The 14,601-nt window shown below is 74.0% G+C and carries 13 protein-coding genes, 5 tRNA genes and 1 pseudogene; 15 read left to right on the top strand and 4 right to left on the bottom strand.

Features of this window, described 5'->3' with window-relative positions:
* Positions 1-2 precede the first annotated feature (2 nt).
* Entirely contained in the window at positions 3-323 is a 321-nt protein-coding gene (locus ACZ5T9_RS09875) for an acylphosphatase (RefSeq protein ID WP_006903999.1), read from the bottom strand.
* A 250-nt stretch (positions 324-573) separates the two neighbouring features.
* On the opposite strand from ACZ5T9_RS09875, the gene ACZ5T9_RS09870 reads away from it, so the two are divergent.
* The gene (locus ACZ5T9_RS09870) at positions 574-972 is read left to right on the top strand and encodes a sulfite exporter TauE/SafE family protein (RefSeq protein WP_242823264.1); all 399 of its coding nucleotides are present in this window, start codon (positions 574-576) and stop codon (positions 970-972) included.
* Between the two features lie 3 nt (positions 973-975).
* Positions 976-1,410, top strand: a pseudogene (locus ACZ5T9_RS09865) (TSUP family transporter); the annotation flags it as partial.
* Between the two features lie 165 nt (positions 1,411-1,575).
* Here the strand turns inward: ACZ5T9_RS09865 and ACZ5T9_RS09860 are convergent.
* Positions 1,576-2,046, bottom strand: coding sequence for a DUF441 domain-containing protein (locus tag ACZ5T9_RS09860; protein WP_464832881.1), 471 nt, complete (start codon positions 2,044-2,046; stop codon positions 1,576-1,578).
* 366 nt (positions 2,047-2,412) lie between these two features.
* A complete protein-coding gene (locus ACZ5T9_RS09855) occupies positions 2,413-3,018 on the bottom strand; it encodes a hypothetical protein (protein WP_464832880.1) in 606 nt (201 codons plus the stop codon).
* A 301-nt stretch (positions 3,019-3,319) separates the two neighbouring features.
* Here ACZ5T9_RS09855 and ACZ5T9_RS09850 point away from each other — a divergent pair, with 301 nt between their 5' ends.
* The 6 genes from ACZ5T9_RS09850 to ACZ5T9_RS09825 all read left to right on the top strand — a co-directional run bounded on the left by ACZ5T9_RS09850 (position 3,320) and on the right by ACZ5T9_RS09825 (position 5,974).
* Positions 3,320-3,541, top strand: coding sequence for a NifU family protein (locus tag ACZ5T9_RS09850; RefSeq protein ID WP_006903995.1), 222 nt, complete (start codon positions 3,320-3,322; stop codon positions 3,539-3,541).
* A 28-nt stretch (positions 3,542-3,569) separates the two neighbouring features.
* Positions 3,570-4,268 carry a hypothetical protein gene (locus tag ACZ5T9_RS09845; protein ID WP_464832878.1) on the top strand — a complete coding sequence of 233 codons (699 nt, stop codon included), beginning with the start codon at positions 3,570-3,572 and terminating at the stop codon, positions 4,266-4,268.
* Positions 4,269-4,357: 89 nt separating this feature from the next.
* Positions 4,358-4,789, top strand: a complete 432-nt coding sequence (locus ACZ5T9_RS09840; protein ID WP_464832877.1) for a PPC domain-containing DNA-binding protein — start codon at positions 4,358-4,360, stop codon at positions 4,787-4,789.
* Positions 4,790-5,076: 287 nt separating this feature from the next.
* A tRNA-Val gene (locus ACZ5T9_RS09835) sits at positions 5,077-5,148 on the top strand.
* A gap of 184 nt (positions 5,149-5,332) precedes the next feature.
* Positions 5,333-5,405, top strand: a tRNA-Phe gene (locus ACZ5T9_RS09830).
* 341 nt (positions 5,406-5,746) lie between these two features.
* The gene (locus ACZ5T9_RS09825; protein WP_006903992.1) at positions 5,747-5,974 is read left to right on the top strand and encodes a DUF1540 domain-containing protein; all 228 of its coding nucleotides are present in this window, start codon (positions 5,747-5,749) and stop codon (positions 5,972-5,974) included.
* Positions 5,975-6,067: 93 nt separating this feature from the next.
* On the opposite strand, the gene ACZ5T9_RS09820 is transcribed toward ACZ5T9_RS09825, so the two are convergent.
* The gene (locus tag ACZ5T9_RS09820; protein WP_464832876.1) at positions 6,068-7,873 is read right to left on the bottom strand and encodes a M3 family oligoendopeptidase; all 1,806 of its coding nucleotides are present in this window, start codon (positions 7,871-7,873) and stop codon (positions 6,068-6,070) included.
* A 367-nt stretch (positions 7,874-8,240) separates the two neighbouring features.
* On the opposite strand from ACZ5T9_RS09820, the gene ACZ5T9_RS09815 reads away from it, so the two are divergent.
* The 7 genes from ACZ5T9_RS09815 to ACZ5T9_RS09785 all read left to right on the top strand — a co-directional run bounded on the left by ACZ5T9_RS09815 (position 8,241) and on the right by ACZ5T9_RS09785 (position 13,893).
* Positions 8,241-8,312, top strand: a tRNA-Gly gene (locus ACZ5T9_RS09815).
* Between the two features lie 363 nt (positions 8,313-8,675).
* Positions 8,676-8,747 (top strand) — tRNA-Cys (locus ACZ5T9_RS09810).
* Positions 8,748-8,975: 228 nt separating this feature from the next.
* Positions 8,976-9,048: transfer RNA gene (locus ACZ5T9_RS09805), tRNA-Val, on the top strand.
* A 305-nt stretch (positions 9,049-9,353) separates the two neighbouring features.
* Positions 9,354-10,322, top strand: a complete 969-nt coding sequence (locus tag ACZ5T9_RS09800; protein ID WP_006903989.1) for a S1C family serine protease — start codon at positions 9,354-9,356, stop codon at positions 10,320-10,322.
* Between the two features lie 337 nt (positions 10,323-10,659).
* Complete coding sequence (locus ACZ5T9_RS09795; protein WP_464832875.1) at positions 10,660-11,199, top strand: YwhD family protein; 540 nt, start codon at positions 10,660-10,662, stop codon at positions 11,197-11,199.
* 449 nt (positions 11,200-11,648) lie between these two features.
* On the top strand, positions 11,649-13,193 hold the full coding sequence (gene ytxC, locus ACZ5T9_RS09790; RefSeq protein ID WP_464832874.1) for a sporulation protein YtxC: 1,545 nt from the start codon (positions 11,649-11,651) through the stop codon (positions 13,191-13,193).
* A 100-nt stretch (positions 13,194-13,293) separates the two neighbouring features.
* Positions 13,294-13,893: a DUF445 domain-containing protein gene (locus ACZ5T9_RS09785; protein ID WP_040826344.1), complete on the top strand. Its 600-nt coding sequence runs from the start codon at positions 13,294-13,296 to the stop codon at positions 13,891-13,893.
* The last annotated feature ends 708 nt before the right edge of the window (positions 13,894-14,601 follow it).

The following is a 14,601-nucleotide window of genomic DNA, read 5'->3' as shown; positions in this document are numbered from 1 at the left end:
CCTCAGCCGATGCCGAAGCCCGGTCCCAGGCCCCGGGGAGCGGACCAGTGAACTTCCAGGCCGTCGACCCGGCCCGCGGGCGGCCCCTGGCGCAGCGCTTCCACCAGGCGCTGGAGGGCCCCGGGTGCTCCCTCCGCCACCACGGTGACGGTGCCGTCGGCGTTGTTCCGGGCGAAGCCGCGCAAGCCCAGGTCCAGGGCGCGGGACCTGGCGAAGGCCCGGTAGCCCACGCCCTGGACCCGGCCGTGCACCGTGACCTCCAGGCGGGCCGCAGCTCCTGCGGGTGCCCCGGCCCGCCCGCCCACGGGATGGACAGGATCCATGTTCACCACCTCGCCTTCCCTTCGCCTCCACTTTGCCATAGCGCGCCACCACGCGCCCCCGGTGGGCCCGCGGCCGCCCCCGAGACCCCTTGCCGCGACGCCATCGCCGACACGGGCATGCCCGGCGGGCGCTCCGGGAGGGCCGGAAAGGGCGGGAGGGCGGATGGGGCTGCCCGGGCCGGCGGCTAACGGCCGGGCGGCGGGGGACACCCTAGGGACGGGCGCGGGACTCGCAGGGAGGGGGAACTGCGTGGACCAACAGGACAGCGCCCGGCGGCCGGCGTGGCGCCGCCTGGAAGGCTGGGCGCCCGTTATCGCCGGAGTCCTGACCGGCGGGGTGAACGGCCTGCTGGGGGTGGGCGGTGGAACGCTGCTGGTCCCGGCCCTGGTCTACTGGTTCGGGGTGCCGGATCACCGGGCCCACGGTACGTCCATCCTGGTGGTGGGGCTCACCTCCATCATCAGCGCCGCGGTCTACGCGGCGCGGGGGCTGGTCGACGTCCAACTGGCGTGGCAGGTGGCCGCCGGTGGGATGGTGGGCGCGGCCGTGGGCGCGCGGTGGATGGAGCGGCTCCAGCCCCGGGGGCTGCGGCGGCTGTACGGCTGGTTCCTCCTGCTTCTGGGCCTGCGGATGATGGTGCTCGGCTGACGGGTGGTGAACGGGGCGGGCCGCCTCGGCCCACCGCGGTCTTCTGCGGCCGCCCGTGGCCACCGCCGGGCACCGGCGGCGGGGCGCCCGCTCCGCACCGCCACGTTCCGCGCGGTCCTCGACAGGCGAGCGCGAGAGGGGCCGGAGGGAGGTGAAGCGGGCGTGACCTTTCCCTGGGCCGCTCTGGTGGCGGTGGCGACGGGTATCCTCAGCGGCCTGTCCATCGGCGGCGGATCCTTGCTGGTTCCGGCCCTGGTGCTGCTCCTGGGCGTTCCCCAGGCCGTGGCCCAGGGGGTGGTGCTGGCCACCTTTCCCGCCGTGGCCCTGGTGGCCGCCTGGGTCCACTGGCGCCAGGGGTTCTTGCGCTGGCAGCTGGCCTTGCGGGTGACCGCCGGCAGCGCGGTGGGAGCCTGGGCGGGGGCCCAGCTGGGGACACGGGTACCCGAAGATCTCCTGCGGCGGCTGTTCGGCCTGTACCTGGTGACCATCGGGGCCTATGCCCTCTACCGCAGCCGGCGGGGAGGGTCCGGCCCTGCCCGGACCGCCCCCGAAGCCGCCGCAGCCGGAACGGCACCAGGGCCCTCGGCCGAGCCGCCGCCGGCGCTAAAAGCCGCGCCGCAAGAGACTCAGCAGTTCCATCAGGACGGCGGCAAACCCTGCCGCCGTCAGGGGGCCCACGGGAATCCCTTGAAAGAAGGCCACGCCCACCAGCGTCCCGAAGATCAAGCCGATGATCACGTGGGGGTTCTGCTCCAGCAGCACGATGCCCCGGGCGCCCAGCACGGCGGCCACGAATCCCGCCACCAGCCCCGCATAGCCCGCCAGCCCGCCGCGGGTGAAGGACTGGACCGTTTGCTGCAGCGTCACCTGCCCGTCGGCGAAGGGGATGAGCACCGCCACGATGAGGAGCACGAGCCCCAGGGACATGGCGTGTTGCTCCAGGACCGGAAGGAGCGAGGCCAGGCCGAGCAGGCGCAGCAGCAGCAGGATCCCTGCGGCCGCGGTCACCAGCGGGTTGCGGCCCAGGGCGCCCAGGCCGAGGATCGCTAGAAGCACCAGGTCCGGTTGACCCAAGCTGTGACGACCTCCCGCCCACCCGCCTTACCATACGCACCCGCGGGCGGGGATAGACGGCGCGGGGGCGGCATGGACGGGACGGGACGCGACCGCGGTGCGGTGCCGGCGGCGCTGCGCCGGCGCCAGCCGCGGAGGCGGGAGCGGCGCCGGGAACGAAGGGGTCCCCGGAACGCACAGGTGTGGGGCCTGGCCGGACCTCCGGGGGATCCGGGGCCGCCGGCGGGTGCCGGTGGCCACGGCACCGGTCAGGGGACAAGGCACCAGGAGGGCTGACACGCCGAAGGAAGGCCCGGGCACGAGGCCGGGGGACCGGCGGCCGGCGGCCGGCCCGGTCCCCCGCAACGATCGCGCCCTGGCCACCTCCTAGACCGGCCAGGGACCGCCGGCCCTTGCCGCCGCCGCCGTTGTCACGACGGCCGCGGCGGGAACCATGGGTCCGGGCTGCCTGGCCCGCCAGGGCTGGGGAGGTGCCAGGTGCCCGGCGGCCGGGGAACCGCCCGCCGCGGCCGGGTTCGTCCCCAACCGCGCCGGTGCCCCGGCGGCTGCCCTGGGATCCGGGAACCCGGGTGCAGGAAAGGGGGCGACGGCCGGTTGCGGCGCCGGCGACCGGTCCCCTGGGGCGGAGGGCTGGGCGGGTGCGGGGTGGGCGGGCCCGGGGCGTGCTGCGGCCGTGGCATGCCCGAACCACGGCCCGGGCCAGGGCGACGGGTTCTGGACGAACGGCGGCACTTGCGGTGAGAGGGCGTGCGGAGCCGGGCCGGGCCCCTGCTGCCGCATCACCGGCGCGTCCGGGCACCCCTCCTGCTGGGCCAGCAGGGCCTCGGCTCGCAGCACCGCCTGCTGGACCAGGCGGCCGCACTCCCGAGCCGGCACGGCACCCCAGCCGTGGCGGGCGGCCAGCTCGTACACGCCCAGCTCGCGGGCCAGGTCTTCCCGCAGGGCTTCCGACATCAGGCGGCGTCTTGCCATGGTGGATCCCCCCGATCCCGCCCGGGCGGGTCGACCGGGCGGGTCCAACCGTAGTGTGCCGGCCTGCCGGCGCCGGGCAACCTGGCAAGGCGTGGAACGGGTCCCCGCCATGGCCGCGGCTCGCCCGGTCTTCTATAATGAGGTCGAGACCATGAAGGCCGGGGCGGCGACGGGAAGCGCCTCGGCCGGCAGCCCGCCACCGGCGGTGCCCGCTTGCCGGGCCCGAGGTGACGGTGCTTCACCGCCCCCGGGCAGAGGACCGCCCGCGCCGCGCGGCGCGGGCCGATGGGAGGGCCCGATCATGCGCGAGCAGGTGGAACAGGCGCTGGAATCCATCCGCCCCGCCATCCAGATGGACGGTGGGGACATCGAGCTGGTGGACGTGGACGAGAACGGTGTGGTGCGGGTGCGCCTCATCGGTGCCTGCGTCGGCTGCCCCATGTCCATCATGACGCTCAAGGCCGGCATCGAGCGCATCCTGCGCGAGCGGGTTCCGGGCGTCACCGACGTCGAGGCGGTGTGACGCGGCGGGCCGGGATAGGAGGGCCACCGTGACCTGGTTGACGGCGGGCCTTCACGCCGCCGGCGGCCTCCTGGCGCTGGTTTTCGCCGGGGAGGTCGGACGCAGCTTCTTGCGGCGGCGCGCGCCCAGTTCCCTGTGCTGGTTCGTCGCCCTGGTGCTCTTCGCGGCCAGTGCCCTGGCCGACGCCGTCGCCTCCCTCGCGGGCTGGAGCCCCTGGCTGTACCGCCTGTGGTACGTGGCGGCGGCCTGGCTGGTGGCGGCCTTCGGGGCGGGGACCGCCTATCTGGTCTTCCGCCGGGCGTGGGCCCATGCCATCCTGGTGGTGCTGGCCGTCATCGGCATGGCCATGCTGGTGGCGGCGGCCCGTACCCCGGTCGACCTGGCGGCCCTGTCGGGCGGCGGGCCCGTGGGCGGCGAGGGGTGGGCGGACCCCGGCGTCCGCGCCTACTCGCCCCTGCTAACCATCCCCGGTGCCCTGCTGCTCCTGGGCGGCGCCGTTGCCTCCTGGTGGAGGGTGCGGCATCCCTACGCTCTGTGGCTGCTGGCCGGGACCCTGGTTCTCTCATCGGGCGGCGCCCTCACCCGGTTCGGGGTGCCGGCGGTGCTGCCGGTAGCCAACCTCATCGGCGTCTGGATGCTGTATCGCGGCCATCGCCTGTCCCGGGAAGCCCACCGTGCCCACCGGGACGAACCGGCCGCCGGCGGGCCGGCCCGCGGCCTGGCCTGACGGCCCGCCGGCGGGTCCACACAAGGCATGCCGGCGGCAGGCATGCCGGCGGTCTGGCGGTGGCCCGCCGCGGAGAGGGGGAGCGCCCGTTGCCGGAATTCAACCTGAACCGGGTCATCGTGGGACGGCTGCGCCGGGGTGACGACATCCTGGCGGCCCTGGCCGCCCTGGCCCGCCAGCACCGGATCGTCACGGGCTGGGTCCAGCTGCTGGGCGCGGTGGAGCGGGCGCGCCTGGCCTTCTACGACCAGGCGGAGCAGCGCTATCTCGACTTCCAGCTGGACGAACCGGCCGAGATCCTGGCCGGCACCGGAAACATCAGCCGGCTGCGCGGCGAAGCGGAGCCTTTCGTCCACCTGCATCTGACCCTGGGCGACGCCCAGGGGCGGGCGTGGGGCGGGCACGTGCTGGAGGGGACGCAGGTCTTCGCCTGCGAGTACGCCATCTGGGTGCTGGACGGGCCGGCTTTGGAGCGGGCACCCGACGGGGAGACGGGCTTGAAACTGTGGCCGCCGGCCTGAAGGCCGGAAACCCTGCGGCGCTCCGGCTGCCCGAGGGCCGGGCGGCTTGACCCCCGTGGCGCCCGGGTTCCCCGAGGCCGCCGGCGCCTTTACCCCCGCGGGTTGCGGGTGGTATACTGGGCAGCGGCCGCCACCGGTGGGCCCGTGCAGCGCTGAGCCGTCGGGCTGGGCTTGGGCGGCAGGCCCGCCGGGCCCGGGCAACCCGGGACGGGGAAGCGCCTCCGGGCAGCTCCGGTGATGGCGCTCGGCAGCCTCCCGTGCTGGGGCGGCATCCTCTTTTGGCCGATGGGCGAATAGCTCAGCGGTAGAGCACTCGCCTTACAAGCGAGGGGTCCCAGGTTCGATTCCTGGTTCGCCCACACCGCCCTGCTCCAGTTGTTGTCTTGCAGCGACGGTTGGGGTTGCAGTATAGTAGGGGTCGGTCGCGGCGCCGGTCGTGCTGGAAGAAGCCGGCGCACGCAAGGACCCGTCCGGAAGGAGAGCCGGCAACAAGGCCGTCCCTCCGGCGCGGGCAGTGCGATCGACACGCCAAATGGACCATGGGGCCCGGTAGCTCAGTAGGTAGAGCAGGGGACTGAAAATCCCCGTGTCGGCGGTTCGATTCCGCCCTGGGCCACAAGCAAGAAACCCGCGAGGCACAAGGCTTCGCGGGTTTTCTGTTGGCGGTCCCAAACGCTGGCCCTGGGGGTGGCCATGGGTCTCGCCAGCCCGTCCCGGCACCGCGGCCAGCGGCTGTCCCTGGGGACCGGCCGCCACGGCGCCGTGCACCGGGCGGGTCCCCGTCGGCCGGGCGGCGGAGGCCGCCACACCTGGACCTGGATAAGAGTCGCCCGGCCGGGCCATGCTTTTCCAGTGGAACCCGGGCAGGCGCCTCGGCGCCTGGGCCGGGGGCGCAGGCGCCGAGGCGCCGGTCGAGGTGTTCCAGGCGCCGCCCGGGCAAGCAAGGAGGGGAGCGCGGTGCTCGTCGGGGTGCGCTGCACGGTGGCCGACTGCCACTACTGGCGGGAAGGGAACTACTGCGACGCCGAGCAGATCCTCATCACCCACGACTGGGTCAGCGACCGGTTTCCCAACCGGTTCGATGCGGCCGAAATCCAGGAGCTGTCGAGCCGGGTGGGTGGAACGCCGGCGCGCCAGGCTACTGACACCTGCTGCAAGACCTTCGAGCCGCGGCGGCGGTCGTGAAAGAAGGGGGTGGAGCGCCCGCTGGACGGGCCTCCACCCCCTGGCCGGTTCGTCCCCGGGGACGGCATCGCCTGCCGGGCCTGGATCTCGGGGTTACTTGCCGCTGCCCGCCGCCCTCGCCAGCTGCAGGAACTCGTCCAGGGGCGCCAGCGCGGTGTCCAGGGCCTCTTCCCAGAAGGCGGGCCCGGTCAGGTCCACGCCCAGGTGCCGGCGGGCCAGGTCTTCCACCGTCATGCGGCCGGTGTCCTGGAGCAGCGCGGCATAGCGGCGGGCGAACGACGGTCCTTCGGCCCGGGCCCGGGCGTACAGGCCGGAGCTGAAGAGGAAGCCGAAGGTGTAGGGGAAGTTGTAAAACGGCGCGTCGGTGGCGTAGAAGTGCAGCTTGGACGCCCAGAAGTACGGGTGGTACCGGTCCAGGCTGTCGTGGTAGGCACGGCGCTGGGCGTCTTCCATCAGGCCGTTGAGGTCCGCCACGCTCAGGGGACCCTGGCGGCGCGCCTCGTAGAAGGCCGTCTCGAACAGGAAGCGGGCGTGGATGTTCATGCAGAAGGCGACCCCGTCCAGCACCTGCTGCTCCAGGAAGGCCAGGCGCGTGTCCGTGTCGGGCGCATGCCGGATGGCGGCGTCGGTGACCACCCGCTCCGCGAAGGTGGAGGCCGTTTCGGCCAGGCTCATGGGGTAGTCCCGGGCCAGCACGGGCAGGTCGTCCATCAACCACTGATGGTAGGCGTGTCCCAGCTCGTGGGCCAGGGTACCCACGTTGGACGCCGTTCCGCCGAAGGTCATGAAGATCCGGGACTGCCGGCTCAGCGGGAATCCCGTGCAGAACCCGCCGGCCCGCTTGTTGGGGCGGTCTTCGGCTTCGATCCAGCGCTCGCTGAAGGCGCGCCGGGCCAGCCCCGCCAGCTCGTCGCTGAAGCGGGCAAACTGCTCGATGACGAAGTCCGCTGCCTCGTCGTACGTCACCTTGCCCTGGGCCTGGTAGACGGGCACATGGGCGTCGAACCAGGCCAGCCGCTGGACTCCAAGCCGTTCGGCCTTCCAGCGGAAGTACTCCAGCAGGGCGCCCCGCTTGCGGGCGACGGCATCCCACATGGCTTCCAGGGTGGCCCGTTGCATCCGGTTCTCGTCCAAGGGCTCCTTCAGGATGTCGTCCCAGCCGCGGCGCCGGTACCACTGCCAGCGGAACCCCGCCAGGTGGTTGAGGGCGGCGGCGATGACCTCGGCCTCCTGGCCCCACGCCGCCTCCCAGCGGTCGAACACGGCCGCGCGGACGGCCCGGTCGGGATCCTCCAGGCGATTGGCCGCCTGACCGACGGAGAGGTGGACGGTGCGATCCCCTTCCTGCACGGGAACCCGGATGCGGCCGGCCACCAGCTCATAGAGGTCGCCCCAGGCATGATAGCCGTCGACCGCCAGCGAGCCGGCCAGGGATTCCAGCTCGGGGCTCATGCGCTCCCGGGCCCGGCGGCGGCGTTCGTCCAGGGCGAAGGCCACTTCCCGCAGGCCGGGGTGCTCCAGGAGGGCCTGCCAGGCGGGATCGGACACCGCCAGCAGGTGCCGGTCCAGGTCGGTCCACAGGTTGTTGTAGGTGGCGCGCAGCTCGCCCACGCGGGTGAGCAACAGCCGCGCCCGCTCGTCGGTGGTGTCCTGGGAGACCAGGCAGTAGGTGAAGGCGCCCGCCTGCCCCAGCCGCGCGCCGGCGTCCTGCAGGCCGTTGACCAGGTTTTCCCAGTGTGCCGCCGGAGCGCCGGGGTCGAGCCGGCGCACCTCCTGCCGCAGGCGGTCCAGGTCCTGGGCCAGGGAAGCCAGGAAGGATTCAAACTGGGGCGATGCGCTGCCACCGGGGAAGAAGGTTTCCAGATCCCAGGTGGGGTTGTAGCGAGAACTCACGGCCACCGAAGCTCCACCGTCCTTTCGTGCCGGAACCCGTTTCTTGTTTTTCGCACCCGAAGGGAAGGATGCCTGCCGCTCCGGAACCTGCCGCGGCAGAGGGACGTTGGGGCCGGGGCGGGCAAGGCGGGGCTATGCGACCCCGGGAGCGGCAGGCCGGCGGTGGGGCAGCGGCCTCGCGCTGCGGGCGGCGGCTGCCGGACCGGGGCCTCACGGCTGGCAACGGGTGGTGTGGACAGGATACGGAGGGGTTGCTAAAATGAACGCCGCCGGGCCGCCCGGGCATGACGGCCCGGCACGCATCCGGTGCCGGGCGCGGGTCGCGGTCCTCCGCGCTGGTTCCGGTCGCAAAGACCCTGCCATGGGGTCTCATGCGGGAGTAGCTCAGGGGTAGAGCGTCTGCTTGCCATGCAGAAGGCCGCGGGTTCGAATCCCGTCTCCCGCTCACGGCTCCGCTCCGGGACAGGTGCGGCAGGGACCTGTCCCGGTTCCTTTTGTGTTGTGGCGCCCTTTTGTGGCGCCTTGGGGCGGCGCCGGGCACCCCGGTGGCGGCGAAGGTCAGCTTAGGGAGCGTTTCGCCCCTTTTCACGGCGTGCCTCCCGATCCTGCGGTCCAGGGCGGCTTTGCAGCGCACACCCGGCAAGGTATAATCGGAGGGCGGATCAATCGGCCCGGCTCGCGGGCTTCCAGGCATAGGGGCTGCCGGCGGCAATGCCCACGCTCCCGTCGGCCAAGGCCGGGCCGCCGGCGGGGTCGCGCCGGTGAAGCAAAGCCGCGCCGTGAAAGCAGGGTCGCGTCGGTGAAGCAAGGCCGCGTAGCCAAGTGGTAAGGCAGGGGCCTGCAAAGCCCTTACTCGCCGGTTCGAATCCGGCCGCGGCCTCAGGAGCGGTCCTTCGGCGGAACGTTCACCGGCGGAGGACCGCCGGCGGGAGGTCCGGATCGACCTCCCCATCTGGATCTGCAGCGCACCTGCAGCTGCAAGAGGGGCGAGGGAAGTGGCTCCCCGGATGCTCCCGGGTCCCGGGAGGGAGCCGGGGCCTGCAGAAGGCCGGGTTGACAGGCCAGCCGCGCGGCTCCTATAATCCGTCCTGCAGCGCAGGGGTTGAGCGGGCGGTTAGCTCAGTTGGTAGAGCACGTCGTTGACGTCGACGGGGTCAGTGGTTCGAGTCCACTACCGCCCACGACGGGCACCGGAGAGCAGGGCCGGTGCCCGTTTTTGTTCCCGGCGGCCCCTTCCGCTACCGGTTCCCCTGCCGGCGGCGGTTCATTGACCGTCCGGGAGCCGGAGGCGTAGAATGAAAACGAACGTCAGTGATAGTCAAAGTCATCCTGCGAAGGATCCGCATGCCGCGGAGGCGAAAGGCGCCTCCATGGCGTGCGGCGCCACGGCGCGACCCGCACCTGCGCGGGGCGCGCTCGCCGGCCGGGAGCGTGGGCCGGTGGCCCGCGCTCCCGGCCTTCCTCAAGGGAGAGAGGAGGCTTCGGAGTGACCGAGCCCTGGATGGACCCCCTGTCCCAGTGGATCACCCGCGCGGTGGAGGCCGTGAGCCCGTCGGTGGTGCAGATCGCGCGGCAGCACCGGCGCGGCGGGCGGCGCCTCATCGACGCCGTGGGTTCCGGCCTGATCTGGCGCTCCGAGCCGGGCCGCAGCCTGATCTTGACCAATGCCCACGTGGTCGGTCGCGCGGCGGAGGTCACGGTCCTCCTACCTTCGGGCAAGCGGGTCACCGGGACGGTGGCCGGCCGCGACCGCCTGTACGACGTGGCCGTGGTGGAGATCGCCAGCGGCCCCCTGCCGGCAGCGACGCTGGGCGATTCGCGCAGCCTGAAGCCCGGCCAGGCGGTGATCGCCGTGGGCAACCCCTTCGGCCTGGGCACCACGGTGACCATGGGGATCATCTCCGCGGTGGACCGGTCGCTTCCTACCCCGCAGGGTACGCCGCTGGACGGGCTGATCCAGACGGACGCGCCCATCAACCCGGGCAACTCGGGCGGGCCCCTGGCCCTGCTCGACGGCCGGGTCATCGGGCTCACCACGGTCAAGCTGGAGGGCCATGGCCTGGGGTTTGCCGTGCCGGTCCACCTGGTGGAGGCCATTGCCGGCCAGATCCTGCAGGAGGGGGCCGTGCGGCACCTGTGGCTGGGTATCCAGGGGTACGCCGAGGTGATCGACGACAACTGGGTGCGCACCTTCGAACTGCCGGCCGACCGGGGCATCGTCATCACCCGGGTGATGCCCTCCAGTCCGGCGGAGAAGGCCGGCCTGCAGGTCTTCGACATGATCGTGGCGGTGCAGGGGGAACATGTGGACACCATCGGCGACGTCCGCAAGCGGCTGGTGGGCCGCCGGCCCGGCGACCAGCTGGAGGTGACGGTGCTGCGCGGCGCCGAGCTGTTCCGCGTGCCCGTCCGCCTGGAGGAGATGCCCGCCCGCCGGCCGACCCGGGACAGTTGAGGGCGGGGCCGGTATTCCCGGCCCGTCCGGCGCGCCCGACCGGCCGGTCCCGCCGGCATGCCCGCCGGCGGCGTGCCCGGCGGGCGCTGCGGGCAGGTTCGTCCGGAAACCGGACGGAGCACGGGCGGAGCCGCCGCGGGCGGGCCTTGACGCCCTGGAAGCGAGTCTTCACCCGGAGCGGGCCTTGACCCGGCCTCGACCCATGGAGGGATGGCGCGTGGTACCCTCAGGCGAAACGCTTCCGCCAGTGCGTTCCCCGGGCGGCCAGGGCAGTCCGGCGCCTTCATCCGGCGGTGCGTCCGGCGGTGGGGGCAGCGCCGGTGGGGGCGGCGGGGCCGTGCGGCTGCAGCTGGTAGGAACCCGGTCGGGACCCCACAGCCATCTGGGGGGCCTGGCCGCCATCCTGGTGGACGGCGACCGGGCCACGGTGTCGCCGGGTGCCCTGCACGCCAAATCGCCGGTCGAGCAGGGGGTACGCTGGGTGGACGATCCGGCCCAGGTGCCCGGGGCCCGCCAGTACTGGGTGGTCTGGATCGCCCAGGGCGGCGCCGGCGGGCGCGGGGTGCGGGGCGCCGTGGCCAGTCCTATGTGGATCGACCGGCAGGCCATGGTGGGGTACAAGCACCTGGCGCGTCACGTCAACGACATGTCCCGGGCCCTTAAAGGGGTGATCGACCTGGAGGGGCTTTCGGACGCCCAGCGGCGGGCGGTGGGGGAGGCCATCCGCGCCCGGGCGCCCCAGGTTTGGGAGGCGACGGACCCCGCCGTCCGGGCCGCTCTTGGCGGTGAGCCGGCTGGCACGGTGGGGCCGGCTGAAGGCGGCCCGACCAGCCGGGACGGTGCCGGCCCCGGGGACCGTGACGCCGCCACCTCCTGACCGCGGCCACCGGGCCGACCCCGGGACTGCCGGACGCGGTGCCGCGCCGGCCCCCGCTTTCGCCCCCTGTCTCGCCTTCGCCCTGCGCCTCGGGCTTCCGCTAGCCGGTTCCGCCCTTCACCTGGCCCGGAGCTGTTATCGGAACCCGGCCCCACCCGGCGGCCGGGTCTTCTGCTTTTGCGGCGGCCGGTCGCGCCGGCGGTCGTTAATCCGGTCGTTCAGGTGGCCGTTCGAGTGACCGTTCAGGTGATCGCCCTGGGCCCGCTGCTGGCAGGCCGGACATGGGTGCCTTGATCGCCGCCGCACCGCCGCTGCATCGCGCGGCCGCCCACGCTGACCCGGCATGTCCTCCCTCGCCCGGCCATATCGGTGACATGGGGCCGGGCGGTTGACCCCCCGCCCCCGTGCTCACACTACGGGGGAAGGCGGCGGGGAAGGGAGCGATGGGAATGTCCGACCTGCTGGTCATCGGCACCGCCCAACCGCCGGATTCCTTGCGCCAGCGGCTGGAGCAGGAGGTGGCCGCCTTTACCCCCCTGGCGGCGGCCTGCGGGCTCGAGCCGCCCCAGCTGAGCGAATACCAGTGCGGCAATTGGTTCTTCCTGGCCGTCCAGGGCCCCGCCTTGCCGGGACGGCGCCGGAACGGGCCGTTGCGGGGCGGCAGCCGGACCCCGGCCGGTCCGGCGGCGGTCCCGGGCGGGGGTCCCGGCGGCACTGGCGGGACCTGGGAGGAACCCGGCCGGGCCGGAAGCGCGCGGCCGGGTTCTCCGGGTCCGGCCGCATCCTGGAGCCGGATGGCCGCGGAGCTGCGGTACGACTTCGGCGGCCTGTTCCTGGGAGGGCCGGGGTGGATTTCAGGGGCCCTGGGCACAACCGCCGGCGCGGCCGCCCGCGGGGCCCCGTCCCGCCGGCGCGATGCCGCCCCGGGGGCGGCCGGTTCCTCCCTGCGCTCCACGCCGGCCCCGGCAGCGCATCCCGGCACCGCCGGCATCGGAGGCGCCGCCACCCCCGGAGGCCTGCCGGGCAGAACGCGCGGCGGCTCAGGGGAAGCGGGGCGGCCCGGGGCCGGTGCCGAGCCCGGGGTGCACGGCACCCGCCCTGCCGGCGCGGGGGGCGGGAACGGCGCCGCCGGGGCCCCGAGCCGGCCCGGCGGCGACCCGAACGGGGTGGCCGCGGCGGAATCGGTGACCACGCCGCCCGCAGGTACCGGTGCCGGCCCCGCCGGAAGGGGCGAGGCGGTGCCCGCGTCGGAGGCCGATCCCTTGTTCCGCGACTGGCGCGCCCGGGTGGTGCGGGCCATCGTGGCCTTCATCCACGACGAGCACCGCTGGCACCTGATGCAGCGGCTGGTCGCCCGCCGCTACGCCCATCTGGCTCCCGACGAGCGGCACCAGGCCCTGGCCTACGCCCGCCGGCACCTGGCCGCCGCACCGGCCCGGGACGGGCAGCTCCGCTACCAGTTGAGCCGCCAGGTGGCGGCGTACGTGGAGGGCGCCGGTTTGCTCCTGGTCGACGGGTTCCTGCGGTTCCGGTGCCGGGACTACGTGGAGGCCCTGGAGCTGGCCGTGGACCGGGCGGTGGACGAGTACCTGCTGGACCGGGAGTACCGGGACTTCGTGCGGCTGCTGCGGCAGTTCGTCGACCTGCAGGTGCCGCGGCTGGATGTGGTCCATGTGGTGGTGGAACCGTCGGGCGCCTTCACCATGACCGATGAGCAGGGGCGGGCCGTGTCCCTGCCACCGGGAGAGGCCTGGGTGGCCGGCCCGGGGGAGGGGGTGGCGCCGGATCCCGGCGACGCCCTGGTCAGTGCCCTGGTGACGGTGGCCGCCCGCCGGTTCGTGGTGCACCTGCGCCGCCGCAATCAGGGGCTGGGCGGTGACACCCGGGACATGCTGGAGCAGGTCTTCGGCAACCGTGTGGAGGTCTGCACGGGTTGCACCCGCTGCCGCCCGCGGCAGCGGCGCCCGGCGGCTCCGGCCCCGCCGATCCGGTGACCTTGCCGGGCCGGCGCCGGCAAGCCACCGCCGGCTCGCAGGTGGGGAGGCGCCCGGCGTTCCCGCCGCCGTGGTATAGTGGCGGCCGGGAGGGACGCCCGTGGACACGGCGTGGTTCACCCTGCCCCTGACGGGCGGGCTCATCGGTTGGGCCACCAACCGGGTGGCCATCTGGGCCCTGTTCCGGCCCATCCGGCCCTGGCGGGTGCCGGGGGTGGGATGGACCTTGCAGGGCCTTTTGCCACGCCGCCAGGCCGACCTGGCCCGCGCCCTGGCCGAGGCGGTGGAACGGGACCTGCTGACGGCGGCCGATGTGCGGGAACACCTGCGCCGGCTGCCGCTGGACCGGGCGGCGGCCGACGCGGTGGCCCGGATGGTGCGGGAGGCGGTGCTGGCCCGCCTGCCGGCGCTGGTTCCTCGCGCCTGGTCCCTGCAGCTGGCCGATCGCATCGCCCAGGAGGCGCGCTACGAGGTGGCGCGCCGCTTTCCCGAGCTGGCCGAGGGCCTCTGGGCCGCCGCGGGCGAGGGTCTGCGCCTGGGTCCGGTGGTGGAACGGAAGCTGCTGGCCCTCGACCCGGCAGGCGTTGAAGATCTGGTCTTGCGGCTGGCCGGGAAGGAATTGCGCTTCGTCGAGTGGTCGGGGGCGGTGCTGGGATTCCTGGTCGGTCTGTTCCAGGCGCTCCTGGTGACCGTCGCCTGAAGCGAAGCCTTGGCCGCAGGCGCGGGAGCGGCGGCCGCTGGGGCACCCCAGGCGGCGGCCGGCCGGACCTCGCCGGGGGCGGCCGCCTGCCGCGCCGGGACATGGCGGCCGGTGACGGCGCCTCGATGGCTGCGCGCAGGATCCCCTTTGCCCCGGCACCAGGGTTGGCTATAATTTCGGCCAAACCGGTGCCCGGAGGATCCGGGCACGCCGGCGACGATGAAGGGGACACGACCGGAGGAGCGGCCCCGCCAGAGAGGGCGGGTCCCCCGCTGCGGCCAGCCCGGGGTGGAGTGTAGCCGGGAACCGCGGGCGGGGGGCTGGGAGCCTGCCCCGGAAGGCCACCGCCGGTTACCACCCCGGAGTTGCCGGTCCCAGGTGCGAGCGCAGGGCCCCGGCGGCGGGGTTCGACCGGCCGGCGGCGCCGCCGCCCCGGAACAGCGGCACCCCCGCCGGGGGCCGGGAGCGGGCGGGCAGCTGTTGCCGGCGCGGCGGCGACCGGAGCCGCGGCCCGCGGAGGCTGCACGAGCCTCCCTGCAGCACCGAAGACCGGCCGGTAGCCCCCGTTACCGGGCAGAAAGAGGGTGCCAAGCGGGAGGGGGCTGGCTCCCGCCCCGGGTGGCACCAAAAAGGGTGGAACCGCGAGGCCGGCGGGCCTCGTCCCTTTGGGACGGGGCCCTTTTCATTTGCCCGCTGCAGATTCCTGGA

Source organism: Thermaerobacter nagasakiensis (assembly GCF_055396825.1).
Note: the sequence above shows the minus strand (reverse complement) of the source record. Positions and strands in the feature narration are given on the sequence as shown.